The sequence below is a fragment of the Pantoea sp. CCBC3-3-1 genome (assembly GCF_007981265.1).
Classification (GTDB): Bacteria; Pseudomonadota; Gammaproteobacteria; order Enterobacterales; family Enterobacteriaceae; genus Erwinia.
Genome location: NZ_CP034363.1, coordinates 2,019,167 through 2,033,473, shown reverse-complemented (window position 1 = coordinate 2,033,473; position 14,307 = coordinate 2,019,167). Strand labels below are relative to the sequence as shown.

15 protein-coding genes are annotated in these 14,307 nt (G+C 53.9%); 5 read left to right on the top strand and 10 right to left on the bottom strand.

What is annotated here, in order from left to right:
• Positions 1–713 precede the first annotated feature (713 nt).
• Entirely contained in the window at positions 714–2,177 is a 1,464-nt protein-coding gene (gene dtpA / locus EHV07_RS09730) for a dipeptide/tripeptide permease DtpA (protein ID WP_147197381.1), read from the top strand.
• Between the two features lie 190 nt (positions 2,178–2,367).
• Here the strand turns inward: dtpA and EHV07_RS09725 are convergent, their stop codons facing one another.
• Positions 2,368–3,261, bottom strand: coding sequence for a pyridoxamine 5'-phosphate oxidase family protein (locus tag EHV07_RS09725; protein ID WP_147197379.1), 894 nt, complete (start codon positions 3,259–3,261; stop codon positions 2,368–2,370).
• Positions 3,262–3,879 carry a glutathione S-transferase family protein gene (locus EHV07_RS09720; RefSeq protein WP_147197376.1) on the bottom strand — a complete coding sequence of 206 codons (618 nt, stop codon included), beginning with the start codon at positions 3,877–3,879 and terminating at the stop codon, positions 3,262–3,264. It abuts the gene before it with no gap.
• A gap of 95 nt (positions 3,880–3,974) precedes the next feature.
• On the opposite strand from EHV07_RS09720, the gene EHV07_RS09715 reads away from it, so the two are divergent.
• Both EHV07_RS09715 and gstA read left to right on the top strand, forming a co-directional pair.
• Positions 3,975–4,889 carry a LysR family transcriptional regulator gene (locus EHV07_RS09715; RefSeq protein ID WP_147197374.1) on the top strand — a complete coding sequence of 305 codons (915 nt, stop codon included), beginning with the start codon at positions 3,975–3,977 and terminating at the stop codon, positions 4,887–4,889.
• Positions 4,890–4,976: 87 nt separating this feature from the next.
• Entirely contained in the window at positions 4,977–5,582 is a 606-nt protein-coding gene (gstA, locus tag EHV07_RS09710) for a glutathione transferase GstA (RefSeq protein WP_147197372.1), read from the top strand.
• A gap of 158 nt (positions 5,583–5,740) precedes the next feature.
• Here gstA and EHV07_RS09705 read toward each other — a convergent pair whose 3' ends face one another.
• Both EHV07_RS09705 and EHV07_RS09700 read right to left on the bottom strand, forming a co-directional pair.
• Positions 5,741–5,974 (bottom strand): non-oxidative hydroxyarylic acid decarboxylases subunit D, encoded by a 234-nt coding sequence (locus EHV07_RS09705; RefSeq protein WP_147197370.1) that lies wholly within the window; start codon positions 5,972–5,974, stop codon positions 5,741–5,743.
• 1 nt (position 5,975) lies between these two features.
• A complete protein-coding gene (locus tag EHV07_RS09700; protein ID WP_147197368.1) occupies positions 5,976–7,409 on the bottom strand; it encodes a non-oxidative hydroxyarylic acid decarboxylases subunit C in 1,434 nt (477 codons plus the stop codon).
• Positions 7,410–7,656: 247 nt separating this feature from the next.
• Here EHV07_RS09700 and EHV07_RS09695 point away from each other — a divergent pair, with 247 nt between their 5' ends.
• Positions 7,657–8,082, top strand: coding sequence for a MarR family winged helix-turn-helix transcriptional regulator (locus tag EHV07_RS09695; protein ID WP_147197367.1), 426 nt, complete (start codon positions 7,657–7,659; stop codon positions 8,080–8,082).
• 83 nt (positions 8,083–8,165) lie between these two features.
• On the opposite strand, the gene EHV07_RS09690 is transcribed toward EHV07_RS09695, so the two are convergent.
• From EHV07_RS09690 to anmK, 6 genes are all read right to left on the bottom strand, one after another.
• Positions 8,166–8,906, bottom strand: coding sequence for a nitroreductase family protein (locus EHV07_RS09690; protein ID WP_147197365.1), 741 nt, complete (start codon positions 8,904–8,906; stop codon positions 8,166–8,168).
• A gap of 137 nt (positions 8,907–9,043) precedes the next feature.
• A complete protein-coding gene (gene pdxY, locus EHV07_RS09685) occupies positions 9,044–9,904 on the bottom strand; it encodes a pyridoxal kinase PdxY (protein WP_147197363.1) in 861 nt (286 codons plus the stop codon).
• A gap of 59 nt (positions 9,905–9,963) precedes the next feature.
• Positions 9,964–11,238 carry a tyrosine--tRNA ligase gene (tyrS, locus tag EHV07_RS09680; RefSeq protein ID WP_147197361.1) on the bottom strand — a complete coding sequence of 425 codons (1,275 nt, stop codon included), beginning with the start codon at positions 11,236–11,238 and terminating at the stop codon, positions 9,964–9,966.
• Between the two features lie 134 nt (positions 11,239–11,372).
• Positions 11,373–12,029: a pyridoxamine 5'-phosphate oxidase gene (gene pdxH, locus EHV07_RS09675; protein WP_147197359.1), complete on the bottom strand. Its 657-nt coding sequence runs from the start codon at positions 12,027–12,029 to the stop codon at positions 11,373–11,375.
• Positions 12,030–12,092: 63 nt separating this feature from the next.
• Positions 12,093–12,401, bottom strand: coding sequence for an MliC family protein (locus EHV07_RS09670; protein WP_147197357.1), 309 nt, complete (start codon positions 12,399–12,401; stop codon positions 12,093–12,095).
• Between the two features lie 30 nt (positions 12,402–12,431).
• A complete protein-coding gene (anmK, locus tag EHV07_RS09665) occupies positions 12,432–13,553 on the bottom strand; it encodes an anhydro-N-acetylmuramic acid kinase (RefSeq protein WP_147197355.1) in 1,122 nt (373 codons plus the stop codon).
• Positions 13,554–13,837: 284 nt separating this feature from the next.
• Between anmK and slyB the strand changes: the two genes are divergently transcribed.
• A complete protein-coding gene (gene slyB, locus EHV07_RS09660; protein ID WP_147197353.1) occupies positions 13,838–14,305 on the top strand; it encodes an outer membrane lipoprotein SlyB in 468 nt (155 codons plus the stop codon).
• Positions 14,306–14,307: the final 2 nt, after the last annotated feature.

Sequence of the window (14,307 nt, the reverse complement as noted above, 5' to 3'; positions counted from 1 at the left end):
CTTCATCGGTTTTGGCTATTGAATGAGGGTAAGTATAGTCATTTTATATTGAACGTTCAATCAATAAAAAGAAGCGGTGCACTGAGGTTTTGTTGAACAGGGTTCGGACGACGCCCTTTCTGCGTGCTTATTTCTCTTTCTCTGCTGGGAAGACTGAGCTTAGTAACAGAACAGCATTTACTGGCAGAGCAAGCTACGGAGGAAATGAAGCAGGGAGATTTGTTGTGTTAACGGAGAGGGAATAAAAGTTTTTTTTCAACAATTAATATCATCGTATAAGCGATCTAAATCACATTTTTCTCAACTAAATAAATTTTCAAACAGTAAACCGCCATTAAACAGTTTACTTGCTCTGTAAACAGGCTATTAACGGATGATTATTTTACCTGCATTACACCTTGCCCTATTTCATCTCGCAAACGATTGCCTGGTGCAAACCTGTGCTGTGAAGTACAAGAAGCAGCCTATTATTAGCAGGAAAATTCAGAAATACATTATCAATTAGCTTTTAACTCTAAAAATAGAGTTAATGGCCTCTCTTCATCCTTTTCAAAGCCGTTTTTCCCTTACCGGAAAAAAGACTTGCCTGATGCACGGCAATCGGCGAAATTACTTGCCGTTTCTCCCATCTTATAACCATGCGGCGAATGCCCACCTTGAATGATGGCGACTTAATTTTCAGGTCGAATCAGGATTTAACGCCAGAGGTACTTGTGTCAACTGCAAACAAACATCCCGAGACCCCGAGTCTCAACGCGTTTAAGCAACCGCGATCGTTCTATTTGATTTTCTCAATCGAATTATGGGAACGATTTGGCTATTACGGTCTGCAAGGCATTATGGCGGTTTATCTCGTCAAAATGCTCGGCATGTCTGAATCCGAATCCGTGACGCTGTTTTCTTCGTTCAGCGCGCTGGTGTACGGTCTGATCGCTGTGGGCGGCTGGCTGGGTGACAAAGTGCTCGGCACCAAGCGCGTCATTGTGCTGGGTACGCTGGTGCTGGCGCTGGGCTATGCGCTGATTGCCTGGTCTGGTCACGATGTCAGCATGGTCTATATCGGCATGGCGACCATTGCCGTCGGCAACGGTCTGTTTAAAGCTAACCCCTCTTCGCTGCTTTCGACCTGCTATGAGAAAGACGATCCGCGTCTTGATGGCGCATTTACCATGTATTACATGGCGATCAATATTGGTTCGTTCTTCTCAATGCTGGCGACGCCGTGGCTGGCCGCTCATTACGGCTGGAGCATGGCGTTCTCGCTCTCCTTCGTCGGGATGCTGATTACGCTGGTCAACTTTATGCTGTGCCGCAAATGGGTTAAACCCTACGGTTCAAAACCCGATTTCCAGCCACTGCATATCGGTAAGCTGCTGGCTACGCTGGTTGGCATTGCCGTGCTGGTCGTTATTGCGACCTGGATGCTGCATAACCAGGGCATCGCCCGTCTGCTTCTGGCGCTGGTTGCCGTGGCCATTGTTTTCATCTTTGCCAAAGAAACCTTTGCCCTGCAAGGCGCAGCGCGTCGCAAAATGATCGTCGCTTTTCTGCTGATGACGGAAGCGGTAGTGTTTTTCGTTCTGTATATGCAGATGCCAACCTCGCTGAACTTCTTCGCCATTCGTAACGTGGAGCACAGCATCCTGGGCATCGCTTTTGAGGCCGAGCAGTATCAGGCGCTGAACCCCTTCTGGATTATGATTTTCAGCCCGATTCTGGCCGCTATCTACAACAAGATGGGCGATCGTTTACCGATGCCGCATAAGTTTGCGCTGGGAATGCTGCTCTGTTCAGCTGCTTTCCTGGTGTTGCCGCTGGGGGCGAAATTCGCCAATCAGCTGGGCATTGTGTCGGTGAACTGGCTGATTTTGAGTTATGCGCTGCAAAGCGTGGGCGAGCTGATGATTTCCGGCCTGGGCCTGGCGATGGTGGCGCAGCTGGTGCCACAGCGTCTGATGGGCTTTATTATGGGATCCTGGTTCCTGACCACGGCTGGCGCAGCGATGATTGCCGGTAAGGTGGCTAACCTGATGGCAGTGCCTTCAGGTATTACCGATCCCTTGCAGTCGCTGCATGTTTACGGTGACGTGTTCCTGCAAATTGGTATCGCCACCGGCGTGATTGCCGTGCTGATGATGCTGACAGCGCCAAAGCTGAACCGGATGACTCAGGACTGAGTGATGATTTGGGCGACATTGCTGTCACCCTCCGACAGCTGACAAACTCAAAGCGCGAGGAACATGAGCCTGGAACAAAGCGTCCAGGGCCATGGACGGCCCTGGTCGAGCCGGCATGGATGCCGCTTTTTGCGTCTTTGTGAAAGGCTCGTGTTCCTCGTGCCAGCGCGACCTCAGGGTGACAGCAATGTCACCCTTTTTTATTGCCAACGGCCAGCGATGAGCCAGCATATTCAACCGCCAGTCCGGCAGCAGGCAGCAGCTGACGGATCCGCAGTATCCTTTCCGGCTCAATGACCAGCCAGCGCTCAATTGCCCCTTCTGACGGCTGCCACAAAATGTCGGCTTTGCCCTGAATATGCAGCGCCGCGCCCTGATGAAAATCCATAATCAATACCGCGCACCGCGGCTCTACCAGCAGGTTGCCTAAGGTGTTCATATAGCGATTTCCCGGATAATCAGGAATATGCAGGCGGCCCTGCCTCAGCTCAATAAAACCGGGAAGGCCGCCCCGGTGTGAAATATCTGCCCCGCCTGCGCCATTTTCACGCTGCGCCTGACTGGCGATAAACAAGGTGTCGGCGGCGGCAATCAGATAGCGTGCATCCGCATCCAGCGTGGTCAGTTCTTCCAGCTGAGGCAGTCGCTCAGGCGAATTTTCTGGCAACATTCGCCGCTGAATATACTGCGGACAATTGCCAAAACTTTCCTGCACCGCCAGCGTAATTGCTTCGGCGGTCACGCTCTCTATAATGCCATTCACCCGATTACGACGTCGGTTAGACAAATCCAGACCCAGTCCACCTACCCGCATGCCCGCTTCAAGCTCAGGCAGATAAGTTACAGCCTCCAGCGAAGCCCGACCGATCACCAGATGCCCGGCATCCGGGGCCGAGACAAAGCCCGGTATTCCCTGTAGCACACAGGCAACCGGGTAGCCTTTCGCATCGGGCACGCTGAAATAGAATTGCCGTAGCCCGGCATAAAACAGGCGGTGCTGGTCCGGCATTGCCGTGTAAAGCGCGGCACTGACATGTTTATAGCCCGCTTTCTCTTGCGCCAGTCGTTCACCGGGATGAAACATTTACCTCTCCTCGGGATAGGGCAGCGGCGGCAGCGCGACAAAACCAGGCAGTGAAGCCACATTTTGCAGCCAGCGCTGGATAGCGGAATAACCGTTTAGCGAAATACCGCCTTCCGGTGCACAGGCCACATAGGCGTAGCAGGCCAGATCGGCTATCGTGGCGTGTGCGCCTACCAGCCATGTTCTCTCGCCAAGATGCGCCTCCAGCTGCGGCAGAAATTTTTTCGTAATCTCACAGGCTGAGGCATAATTTTCTGACGTACCAAACTGCTTAATCATCCGGGCGGATGCCACACCGTAGCGGATTTCGCCCGCCGCTTTTGCCAGCCATTGATGGACCTGTACTTCCTGATAGAGATCCTGCGGCAACCAGTGGCTTTCCGGCGCATAGCGTTTTACCAGCCAGATCAGAATGGCATTGCTGTCGGTGATGACGCTGTCGCCATCCACCAGCACCGGAATTTGTCCCAGTGGATTTAGCTGCAAAAAAGCGTCGGTGGCGCGGATATCTGCGCCCGCTTCGATCCACTCTGCTGACAGATCCAGCATGTTCAACAGCAGTTGCACACGATGAACGTGTCCGGAAAGTGCGGTGCCGTACAGTGTTAATGAACTCATTGTTACCTCCGATGGGTTTACATCAGCATACTCTTGCTGAAAACGGCGTAAACGGGCAAAAATAACAATTCATAATTTCGATACCTGGAATAATCATGGATAAACTCGACGAGCTGGCGGTGTTTGTCGCCGTGGTACAGCAGGGAAGCCTGGCGGCGGCGGCCCGTTCACTGCGGCGTTCACCGGCGGCGATTACGCGTGCGCTGGCCGCTCTCGAAACCCGATTCGCCACCAGCCTGATTGAGCGAACAACACGCCGACTTTCCCCCACGCCAGCTGGATTAGCGCTGTTCGAGCGGGCAAAAGGATTACTGGATGATTATCAGCAGGCGCTGGTCGCCGCGACCTATACCCAGCTCAACGGACAACTTCGGCTGACCGCACCGGTGCAGTTTGGCCGCAAGCATATTGCGCCGCTGGTGTTGCGTTTTCTGGAGCGTTATCCGGATATTCAGATTGAGCTGTTGCTCAATGATGGCTATCAGGATTTGATTGAACAGGGGCTGGATATCGCGGTACGGATTGGACAGCTGCGTGACTCCTCGCTGGTGGCGGCCGAAGTCGGCAGCGTACAGCGGATGCTGGTCGCCAGCCCGGGCTATTTAGCCAGAGCAGGTATCCCCTCCTCTCCCGGCGCGCTGACGGACCATCATCTGATAGCCAGTGCATCGCAGGTGGCAAACCGGGAGTGGCGCTTTGCCGCCAGTGGCGATCGGCGCGTACGTATCCGCCCAAGGTTAATCGTTAATGAAGTCGAGACGCAGCTTATTGCAGCACGCGCGGGAAAAGGCATCGCCCGCCTGCTCTCTTATCAGGTGTATGACGATCTTAAAAATGGACGGTTGTGTGAAGTCCTGCCGGCGTATCGCCTCAGCGCCGTGCCGGTGCAGTTGGTGACGCAAAACATTAAGTCTATGCCAGCCAGAGTGCGGGCTTTTTGGGATCTTGCCCGCAGCGAGCTCCCGATGCTGGGCTGTTTTAAAGACGAAAGCTTGCGGCAGGACAATTAACGCTTTGCTGCCGTCTTCTGCTGCTGGATTTTTAACCATGCGGCGTTAAGCTAAAGAGATCTTTCGCCACGGAGTGAGGAGCAAGTGATGAAACTGTTTTTTATGCCCGGTGCCTGTTCGCTGTCGCCGCATATCGTCATGCTGGAAACCGGTCTTGATTTCACCCTGATCAAGGTTGATACCAAAGCGGGTCTCACCGAACAGCATGAGGATTATCACCAGATCAACAGCAAAGGCCAGGTGCCCGCCCTGCTGTTTGATGACGGCACCGTGCTGACTGAAGGCGTTGCCATCGTACAATATCTTGCTGACCTCAAGCCTGACCGACAGTTGCTTGCGCCGACCGGCAGCCTGGCCCGTTATCAGACGCTGGAGTGGCTCAATTTTATCTCTGCCGAACTGCACAAAACGTTTAGTCCTTTGTTCAGCTCTGCGACGCCGGATGAGTACAAAACCCTGCTGCGCGAAAAGCTGGAGCAAAAGTTTAGCTGGGTGAATCAACAGCTCAGCGATCGGCAATGGCTGTTGGGTATGCACTTCACCGTGGCGGACGCCTATCTGTTTACCGTCATGCGCTGGGCAAAATCCCTGAAGCTGAATTTAAACGAACTGACGACGCTGGAAGCGTGGTTTCAGCGCGTAGCGGCGAGGCCAGCGGTGACAGACGCCTTAGCGGCGGAAGGGCTGAGCTAGCAGAAGAGACTAACGTTTGAAAAAACCGTCCGTCGCCGCGTGCTCTTTGCCGATCTTTTGCAAAAACAGATAGCCATTGTCATCGCATCGCTGCATGGCTATGGCAATCTGTACGCTTATCACAAGAGTGCAGTCACATGGCGCCCCGTGAAGAAAAATTACTCCCTGTCTGCCAGCAGCGGCGGAACGGTGGGCACTTCAGGCGCATTATCAATATCGCTTTGGGTCATGCGGAAGGCGTGCGGATAATGCTCCCGGCTGGTACGGCGTAAGGGTTCAGTGTTGCGCCAGGTATAAAGGCAGCGTTGACACTGAAAAACCGTCCAGACGCCTTTTACCGGAGAATGAGCCAGTGTTGCAAGGGTATCAAAAGCACAGCGCGGACAAATCATTTTACTCTCCTCGTTGGTTAGCCAGCATTGCGGTCAGCTTTTCAATCCACAGCGTTGTTTCCGGCAAATCTTTTACCGGCTGGCTGTAGTGGCCACGTTTATCGGGCGCGACCGGCGTGGTGGCGTCAACGATCAGCTTATCGGTTATGCCGGCAGGGCTTGAGCCCGGATCCAGTTCCAGTACCGACATATTCGGCAGCTGCACTAAATCGCCAGCCGGATTGACCTTCGATGAGAGCGCCCACATCACCTGCGGCAGGTCAAAAGGATCAACGTCTTCATCCACCATAATGACCATCTTGACGTAGCCCAGCCCGTGCGGCGTGGTCATCGCGCGCAGGCCTACTGCGCGGGCAAAACCGCCATAGCGTTTTTTGGTTGAGATGATGGCCAGCAAACCATGCGTATACATGGCGTTAACCGCCTGAACTTCGGGGAATTCTGCCTTCAGCTGTTGATAGAGGGGAACGCAGGTTGCCGGCCCCATCAGATAATCAATTTCGCTCCACGGCATGCCAAGATAGAGCGATTCAAATATTGGGTTTGTGCGGTAAGAGACTTTGTCGATGCGCACAACGGTCATATTGCGACCGCCTGAATAGTGGCCGGTAAATTCGCCAAAAGGGCCTTCGATTTCACGTTTGCGCCCTTCAATGACGCCTTCCAGAATCACCTCTGAGCCCCAGGGGACATCAAAACCGGTAAGCGGCGCGGTAGCAATGGGATAAGGGCTTTCGCGTAATGCTCCTGCCATTTCGTACTCAGACCAATCGTATTTCAGCGGCGTTGCCCCCATCAGGGTGATAATGGGGTCGTTGCCAAGCGTAATGGCTATCGGCAGATCCTCGCCCCGCTCTTCCGCTTTGTGGAGATGCAGTGCGATATCGTGCATCGGGATCGGTTGCAGTCCAAGTTTACGCTTGCCCTTAACCTCCATTCGGTAAATGCCGACATTCTGTTTGCCGAAGTGATCCGGGTTCAGAGGATCGCGCGAAACGACACAGGCTTTATCAAGGTAGAACCCCCCATCGCCGTCATTAAGTCGAAACAGCGGCAGAATATCGAACAGGTTGATCTCTTCGCCATCACGGCTGTTTTCCGCCCAGGGTGGGCTGTTCCGCCGCTCGGGGGCAATGGGGAAATTGTCCCAACGCTGAATAAAGGTTTCAATTTGCTGTCGGACTGGCGCTGCAGGAGCCATCCCTAACGCGATCGCATGATTTTTCCAGGAGCCCAGGGTGTTTACCACCACGTGGGCCTGATTAAACCCCTGAATATGGGTAAAGGCGAGCGCCGGTGCACCCTCTCCAATCCGCCCCGTTGCATTCGCGGCGGCGGCGATATCCGGCTCCGCTTTAACTTCTTCTTCAATCGTCAGTAACTGTCCCTGCTCGTCGAGCGCCTGAAGATAATCCCTTAAATCATCAAATGCCATACTTCATCCTCTCCGCTGTCGGGTGATGTCGTTTTACAACATCAGATTCCTTTATTGATATTGTTCGCATACGAACAACATTACCAGCGTAGTGTTTTGTCAGGCATTAAACAAGCGAGGCCAGGCAAATAATTCGTGTACGAACGTTATATTGCTGACTTTATTGGAAAGTTTATTAAAATCATCCAGCTGTTACGTTACTCTTGGACCATAACGTTATTTCGCCTGTTAAATTGAGACAGTAATCATGACCCGAACGCTCGCCAGCACCCCTTTTCACCTGATGCGACTTTTATTCCAGGATCACACCGCCCAGTGGCAAAAAGCGTTGCAGGGGCTGACCAAGCCGCAGTATTCCGTACTCTGCGCGGTGGCTGAACAGCCCGGCATAGAGCAGGTCGATTTAATGGATGCGGCGCTAAGCAGCAAGGCGACGCTGGCAGAAATGCTGGTGCGGATGGAAGATCGCGGGCTGTTAAGGCGTGAACCCGGCAGCAGCGACCGACGACGGCGCTTCATCTGGCTGACCGAGGCGGGAGAGCAGCTTCTTCTGAAGGCACAGCCGGTTGCGAATGAGGTAGATAAACGTTTTCTTTTACGGATTTCTGCTGACGAACGGCAGGTTTTAGTGGGTCTGTTGCAGAAGATGATTGCGGAAGAAAACGGCGAGTAGCGTTGAATCTTTACCACGTTCAAAAAAGCCGGGTATGAGCCCGGCTTAAACGGCCCTAACAATCAGTCCTGAACGCATCATGACTATTTATCGTTACCGAATCCCTGCTTAAGCAGCGCGGATAAAACATCCGGGAAATAGATTTTCTGATAATAACCACTGACGCTTTCGCTCCAGCTTTCGCCGTCGCTGCGGCCGATAGCCTGCCAGTGCTCAACCATTTCCTGATTGTAAGCGGCGATGTTTTCTTCCAGCCCTTCGGTGTGATATTGCTCATCATGAACAAAGGTGCTGAGCGGCAGGCGCGGTTTCGCATGGGCAGGCACATCAACATGGCCAACAGCCAGACCAACAACCGGGAAAGTCTGTTCGGGCAGGTTCAGCAGTGAAATCATCGCCTGTGAATCACGGCGGATACCGCCGATCGGCACAATTCCCAACCCTTCCGCACGGGCGGCAGCCATGACGCTGCCCAGCGCAATCCCGACATCCGTGGCGCCAGCAACGATACTCTCAATGCTCTGGTTGGCAATTTGCTCACGGCCAATCGCAGCCATCGCCTGACGGCTTTTATACATATCCAGCACAAAGGTGATGAAGATAGGCGCTTTGGCAATCCACGGCTGCCCACCCGCAATAGCGGCAATCTTCTCGCGTGCCTGCGCATTGCGGGTGATGACCAGTGAAACCTGCTGGGAATTGACAGAGGTAGGCGCACGATAGGCAGACAAAACAATACGTTCCAGCGCCGCGGCATCAACAGGCTGCTCGGTAAAGCTGCGCTCACTTTTATGAGCGGTGAGGACATCAAAAACTGAATTCATTTTACCTCCGGGTTAGTTGCGAGTGAGTATAAGCCATTGCTATCGAGGGGTTTAACACCTTATGCCATGGCAAGAGAAAGGAAGATTTGATGCAGGTGCTGGCCATCCGGGCTGAGAACCAGCCCGGAGAAAAGCGCTTACAGTTTTACCGCATCAAAATGCTGCTGAGGATTGGCAATACGATCCTGTGCGGCCACCAGCTGCAACTCATATTCACCCATTTCATGGGTTTTCAGCATCACTTCGTAAACCGCCGCCGTAATATGTTCGAGCGCCTCTTTCAGCGGCATCCCATGCAGTAAATCGACCAGTAACAGCCCGCTGGTCAGATCACCCACGCCCACCGGTTGACGAACGCCGAAATCCACCAGCGGACGGCTGATGTGCCAGGCCTCATCAGCGGTGACCAGCAGCATTTCAAAGCGATCGCTACGCTGGCCGGCGCGCGCCAGATGTTTAACCAGCACGATTTTTGGCCCCTGGGCAATCAGCTCGCGCGCGCTGGCGACCGCCTGCTCCACGCTGGTGACTTCATGGCCGCTGAGCATCTCCAGCTCCAGCAGGTTCGGCGCAATAATATCGCTGGCTGGCAGTGCGTAACGGCTGTGGAACTCAGCCACGCCCGGTGCCACGATGCAGCCTTTTTCCGGATGGCCCATCACCGGATCGCAAAAGTACCAGGCGTTCGGATTGGCCAGCTTCACCTGGCGAACGATTTCCAGAATCTGTTCACCCTGCTCGGCAGAACCCAGATAGCCACTGAGTACCGCATCGCACGTTTTCAGGCGATCGATATCCGCAATGCCTTTGACGATCTCGCTGAGATGCGTAGCGGGCATCACCACACCGGTCCAGTGACCATACTGAGTATGGTTAGAAAACTGCACGGTGTTCAGCGGCCAAACGTTTGCGCCCATACGCCGCATTGGGAATTCTGCGGCGCTGTTGCCCGCGTGACCAAAAACAGTATGCGACTGAACGGATAAAATATTTTTCATTGCGGAATGCTACCCTGACAAAAAGAAAGGCCGGTCAGACCGGCCTCAATGGATGTGGATTATTTCCAGACGATTAAGCAGTAGTTCTTCTTGCCGCGACGCAGCAGCGTGTAGCGACCAAACAGACGATCGGCCTGCTCAAAACCATACTCCGCGTTCAGCTGGATCTCACCGTTGATGCTGACCGCTTTGGAATCGATCAGCTTACGTGCCTGACCGCGAGACGGTGCCAGATCGCCATCGACCATTGCCTGCTGTAGATCCTGTCCCTGCTCCAGCTCGACAAAAGGTACGCCATCCTGAGCCAGCTGTTCAAAGTCCGCTTCGGTCATGTCACTCAGGCTGCCGGAAAACAGGCTGCGGGTGATACGCTGCGCCGCCAGCAGGCCAGCTTCGCCATGCACCATTTTCGTAACCTGCTCGGCCAGTACATACTGGGCGCGAGGCGCTTTGCCGCTGTTTTTGTCTTCTTCTTCCAGCGCATTGATTTCGGCAATGTCCATAAAGGTGAAGAACTTCAGGAAGCGGTAGACATCCGCATCAGCCGTATTGATCCAGAACTGGTAGAACTTGTACGGGCTGGTTTTCTTCGCATCCAGCCATACCGCGCCGCCTTCGGTCTTGCCAAATTTGGTGCCGTCAGACTTGGTGATTAACGGTACGGTCAGGCCAAAGACCTGATTCTGATGCAGGCGACGCGTCAAATCGATACCGGAGGTGATGTTACCCCACTGATCGGAACCGCCGATCTGCAACGCAACGCCATATTGCTCATTCAGGCAGGCGAAATCGTAGCCTTGCAGCAGATTGTAGGAGAATTCGGTAAAGGAGATGCCCTGATCGTCACGGTTCAGGCGCTGCTTTACCGCTTCTTTATTGATCATCTGGTTTACAGAGAAGTGTTTGCCAATATCGCGCAGGAAAGTCAGCACGTTCATGCTGCCAAACCAGTCGTAGTTATTGGCTGCAATGGCGCTGTTGTCGCCGCAGTCAAAATCGAGGAACGGGGCGACCTGACGGCGAATTTTTTCTACCCACTCGTTAACCGTATCGCTGGTGTTGAGCTTGCGTTCGGCCGCTTTGAAACTCGGGTCGCCGATCAGACCGGTTGCGCCGCCGACCAGTGCAACAGGACGGTGTCCGGCATCCTGGAAACGTTTCAGGCAGAGTAACGGGACCAGATGGCCCAAGTGCAAGCTGTCGGCGGTTGGATCAAAGCCGCAATAGAGTGCGATTGGCCCTTGCGCCAGTCGTTCTGCTAACGCGTCCTCATCCGTTACCTGGGCTACCAGGCCCCGCTCTTGCAATTGTTTGATCAGGTTACTGCTGGCCATCTGTGACTCCATGAAAAAAAAGTCTGCACCTATGCTGGTACACAGCTTTCCGCTGACTAGCGGAGAAAATTAGGGACATAGAATAAAGCGCTGGCGCACTCTGTGCCAGCGCTTAACACCATTATTTCGCGCGTTTAAGGTGCGAGCCGGTCAATTTGCCAGCCGTCGGCTTCACGCTGGTAGAAAAAACGGTCATGCAGCCGGTGTTCACCGCCCTGCCAGAACTCCATTGACTCAATTACAATGCGATAGCCGCCCCAAAAACTCGGCAGCGGCACTTCGCCCTGCTGGAACTTTTGCTTTAGCTCAAGGAATTTTCCTTCCAGTACGCCACGTGCCGAAATACGGCTCGACTGTTTTGAAACCCAGGCGCCGATCTGGCTTTCGCGGGGACGACTGTGAAAATATTTTACCACGTCAATCATCGACAGTTTTTCAACACGCCCCAATACCATCACCTGGCGTTCAAGCATGTGCCAGGGAAACAGCAGGCTGATGCGCGGGTTTTTTTCAAGATGATGCGCTTTGCGGCTGCCAAGATTGGTGTAAAACACCATCCCGCGCTGATCGAAATGTTTTAGCAATACAATACGTTGATAAGGCTGACCGTTCTCATCAACCGTGGCAACACTCATCGCTGTAGGATCGGGCAGCTGTGCTTCAACCGCCTGGCCAAGCCAGTGCTCAAACAGCGCCAGCGGGTCGGCTGGCAGATCCTTACGGCGCAGGCCACCACGGGTATATTCACGGCGCAGATGGGCAATCTGCTGCAAATTATCGCTCTCGTTCATCGCTCAGGTTTCCACTGACAGGGGAAAGGCATTGTGCGCCTCATCATAATAGATTTCAACGGGTTAACTGTTATTCAGCTGGCAGTCGTTGATGATGACTTTATCATTACGTTCAATAAATGCACCGTCGCCTTTCGACCAGAAAACATAATGACCATCACCGTAACGGGTGCCTGAGGCGGCAGGCAGCTGCTTCAGCGTCAGCGGATTGCCATCAAGAATAAGATTAACCTCCTGCCGGGCATTATCCAGCTTCACCGTCAGCGGCAGCGTACCGCACTGGTAGTGCAGCGTTACCGGCCTTTCAGGCGACGAATGAAACAGGCTACAGCCAGAAAGCAACAGGGTTGTCAGCATAAGAACGGTTTTCATGCTTGCTCCTTAAGGTTGTTAAAGCGCGTCTTATCTACAGCGCGGAATATTGGCCGGGAAAATCGCACCGAGTACCGAGGCTTCCCGCGCGCCGGTAACAGAGGGTAAATTTCCCGGTTCGCCGGAGAGCGTGCGGTATGCCAGCCAGGCAAAGGCCAGCGCTTCAATATCGTCGCCATCCAGGCCAGCCCGATCGGTTGAACTGATTTCCGTTCCCGCCAGCTGGTTTGCCAGACGCGCCATCAGCAGTGGATTTTTGCCGCCGCCGCCGCATACCAGCAGCCGCTCGCAGCCGCCGCTTAGCATCACCTGTTCGGCAATCGTTATCGCGGTTAGCTCTGTCAGCGTTGCCTGGACGTCCTGCGCGGCCAGGCCAGGGAAATTGGCCAGCTGCTGTTCTATCCAGCCAAGATTGAAATATTCCCGCCCGGTAGATTTAGGCGCCGGCAGTGAAAACCAGGGATCGGACAGCATCTGTTTCAGTAGGGGATAAATAATTTGCCCGCGGCTGCCCCATTCGCCATTTTTATCAAACGGCTGCTGCTGCTGCCGCCAAATCCAGGCATCCAGCAGCATATTTCCCGGCCCGGTGTCGTAACCCCCGACCGGTTTGCCCGGGATCAACAATGACAGGTTGGCTATCCCGCCGATATTCAGCACCATGCGTCGCTCACCAGGGTGCATCAGCACTGCCTGATGAAAAGCCGGCACCAGCGGCGCGCCCTGACCACCCAGCGCCATATCACGCCGGCGAAAATCCCCCACCACCGTGATACCGGTCGCTGCTGCTATCTGATTGTTATCGCCAATTTGCAACGTGTTAGGCGCGTCGCCCTGCGGTTCATGCCAGACGGTCTGACCATGGCAACCAATGGCGGTGATATCTTCTCTCTCTAAACCTTCACGACGAATCAGCGTCAGCACCGCATCGGCAAAAAGGCGTCCCAGTTTTGTATCCAACTGCCCGAGTTGCGAAAGCGTCAGCGGCTGCCCCTGGCTGATGGCTAACACGGCCTGACGCAGTTCGCCCGGGATGGGATGGCAATAGCTGGCCTGCTGCGCCACCATTTGCTGGTCAATCGCAGCCAGCACCACATCGACGCCATCGAGACTGGTTCCTGACATCACGCCTATATAGCGTCCAGATTTCATGCTTATGCCTTACCCGCGATCGGGGAGATGAGATTATCTCTACAGCGTCGCAAAAATAGTACTGCAATTCTATGATTAACTATGCGTTTTCCGAGCTGTATTCCTTTTTTACGAAGAGCGCTGGCAATTCACAACCAATTGATTCCAGGTTTAGCTTGCCTGCGCTATCCTTAAACCAGTTTTCTTAACCCAATCAGTACGCAGGCCTTGCCTGTGCCATATAATTACGTTATTGATCGCTGCGCAATTGACTGCAGCAAATGGAAATCGAAGGAGTTTTGACAATGTTCAAGCGCATATTGATCGTGGCACTGACTGGCGTAACTTTAGCGGGATGTACGAACACCAGTAATCTTTCCGGAGATGTCTACAGTGCGTCGGAAGCGAAACAGGTGCAAAGCGTCACCTACGGCACGCTGGTCGCAGTGAGACCCGTGCAAATTCAGGGCGGCGATGACAGCAATGTTATCGGCGCGATTGGCGGCGCGGTGCTGGGTGGCTTCCTGGGGAATACGCTTGGCGGCGGCACCGGTCGTAGCCTGGCAACGGCTGCGGGCGCGGTAGCAGGCGGCGTTGCGGGTCAGGGTGTTCAGGGCTCAATGAATAAAACCGAAGGCGTGGAGCTTGAGATCCGTAAGGATGATGGCAACACCATTATGGTGGTCCAGAAACAGGCCGCCAGCCGTTATGCTGTTGGTCAACGCGTGGCGATGGCCTCAAACGGCAGCCAGGTCACCGTTTCCCCACGTTAAAT

What these genes read in the sequence shown, in the direction of transcription:
- EHV07_RS09725 (WP_147197379.1), bottom strand. Translation starts at nt 3,261, where the DNA reads ATGTTTCATCCCGGTGAACGACTGGCGCAAGAGAAAGCGGGCTATAAA.
- EHV07_RS09720 (WP_147197376.1), bottom strand. Translation starts at nt 3,879, where the DNA reads ATGAGTTCATTAACACTGTACGGCACCGCACTTTCCGGACACGTTCAT.
- EHV07_RS09715 (WP_147197374.1), top strand. Translation starts at nt 3,975, where the DNA reads ATGGATAAACTCGACGAGCTGGCGGTGTTTGTCGCCGTGGTACAGCAG.
- gstA (WP_147197372.1), top strand. Translation starts at nt 4,977, where the DNA reads ATGAAACTGTTTTTTATGCCCGGTGCCTGTTCGCTGTCGCCGCATATC.
- EHV07_RS09705 (WP_147197370.1), bottom strand. Translation starts at nt 5,974, where the DNA reads ATGATTTGTCCGCGCTGTGCTTTTGATACCCTTGCAACACTGGCTCAT.
- EHV07_RS09700 (WP_147197368.1), bottom strand. Translation starts at nt 7,409, where the DNA reads ATGGCATTTGATGATTTAAGGGATTATCTTCAGGCGCTCGACGAGCAG.
- EHV07_RS09695 (WP_147197367.1), top strand. Translation starts at nt 7,657, where the DNA reads ATGACCCGAACGCTCGCCAGCACCCCTTTTCACCTGATGCGACTTTTA.
- EHV07_RS09690 (WP_147197365.1), bottom strand. Translation starts at nt 8,906, where the DNA reads ATGAATTCAGTTTTTGATGTCCTCACCGCTCATAAAAGTGAGCGCAGC.
- pdxY (WP_147197363.1), bottom strand. Translation starts at nt 9,904, where the DNA reads ATGAAAAATATTTTATCCGTTCAGTCGCATACTGTTTTTGGTCACGCG.
- tyrS (WP_147197361.1), bottom strand. Translation starts at nt 11,238, where the DNA reads ATGGCCAGCAGTAACCTGATCAAACAATTGCAAGAGCGGGGCCTGGTA.
- pdxH (WP_147197359.1), bottom strand. Translation starts at nt 12,029, where the DNA reads ATGAACGAGAGCGATAATTTGCAGCAGATTGCCCATCTGCGCCGTGAA.
- EHV07_RS09670 (WP_147197357.1), bottom strand. Translation starts at nt 12,401, where the DNA reads ATGAAAACCGTTCTTATGCTGACAACCCTGTTGCTTTCTGGCTGTAGC.
- anmK (WP_147197355.1), bottom strand. Translation starts at nt 13,553, where the DNA reads ATGAAATCTGGACGCTATATAGGCGTGATGTCAGGAACCAGTCTCGAT.
- slyB (WP_147197353.1), top strand. Translation starts at nt 13,838, where the DNA reads ATGTTCAAGCGCATATTGATCGTGGCACTGACTGGCGTAACTTTAGCG.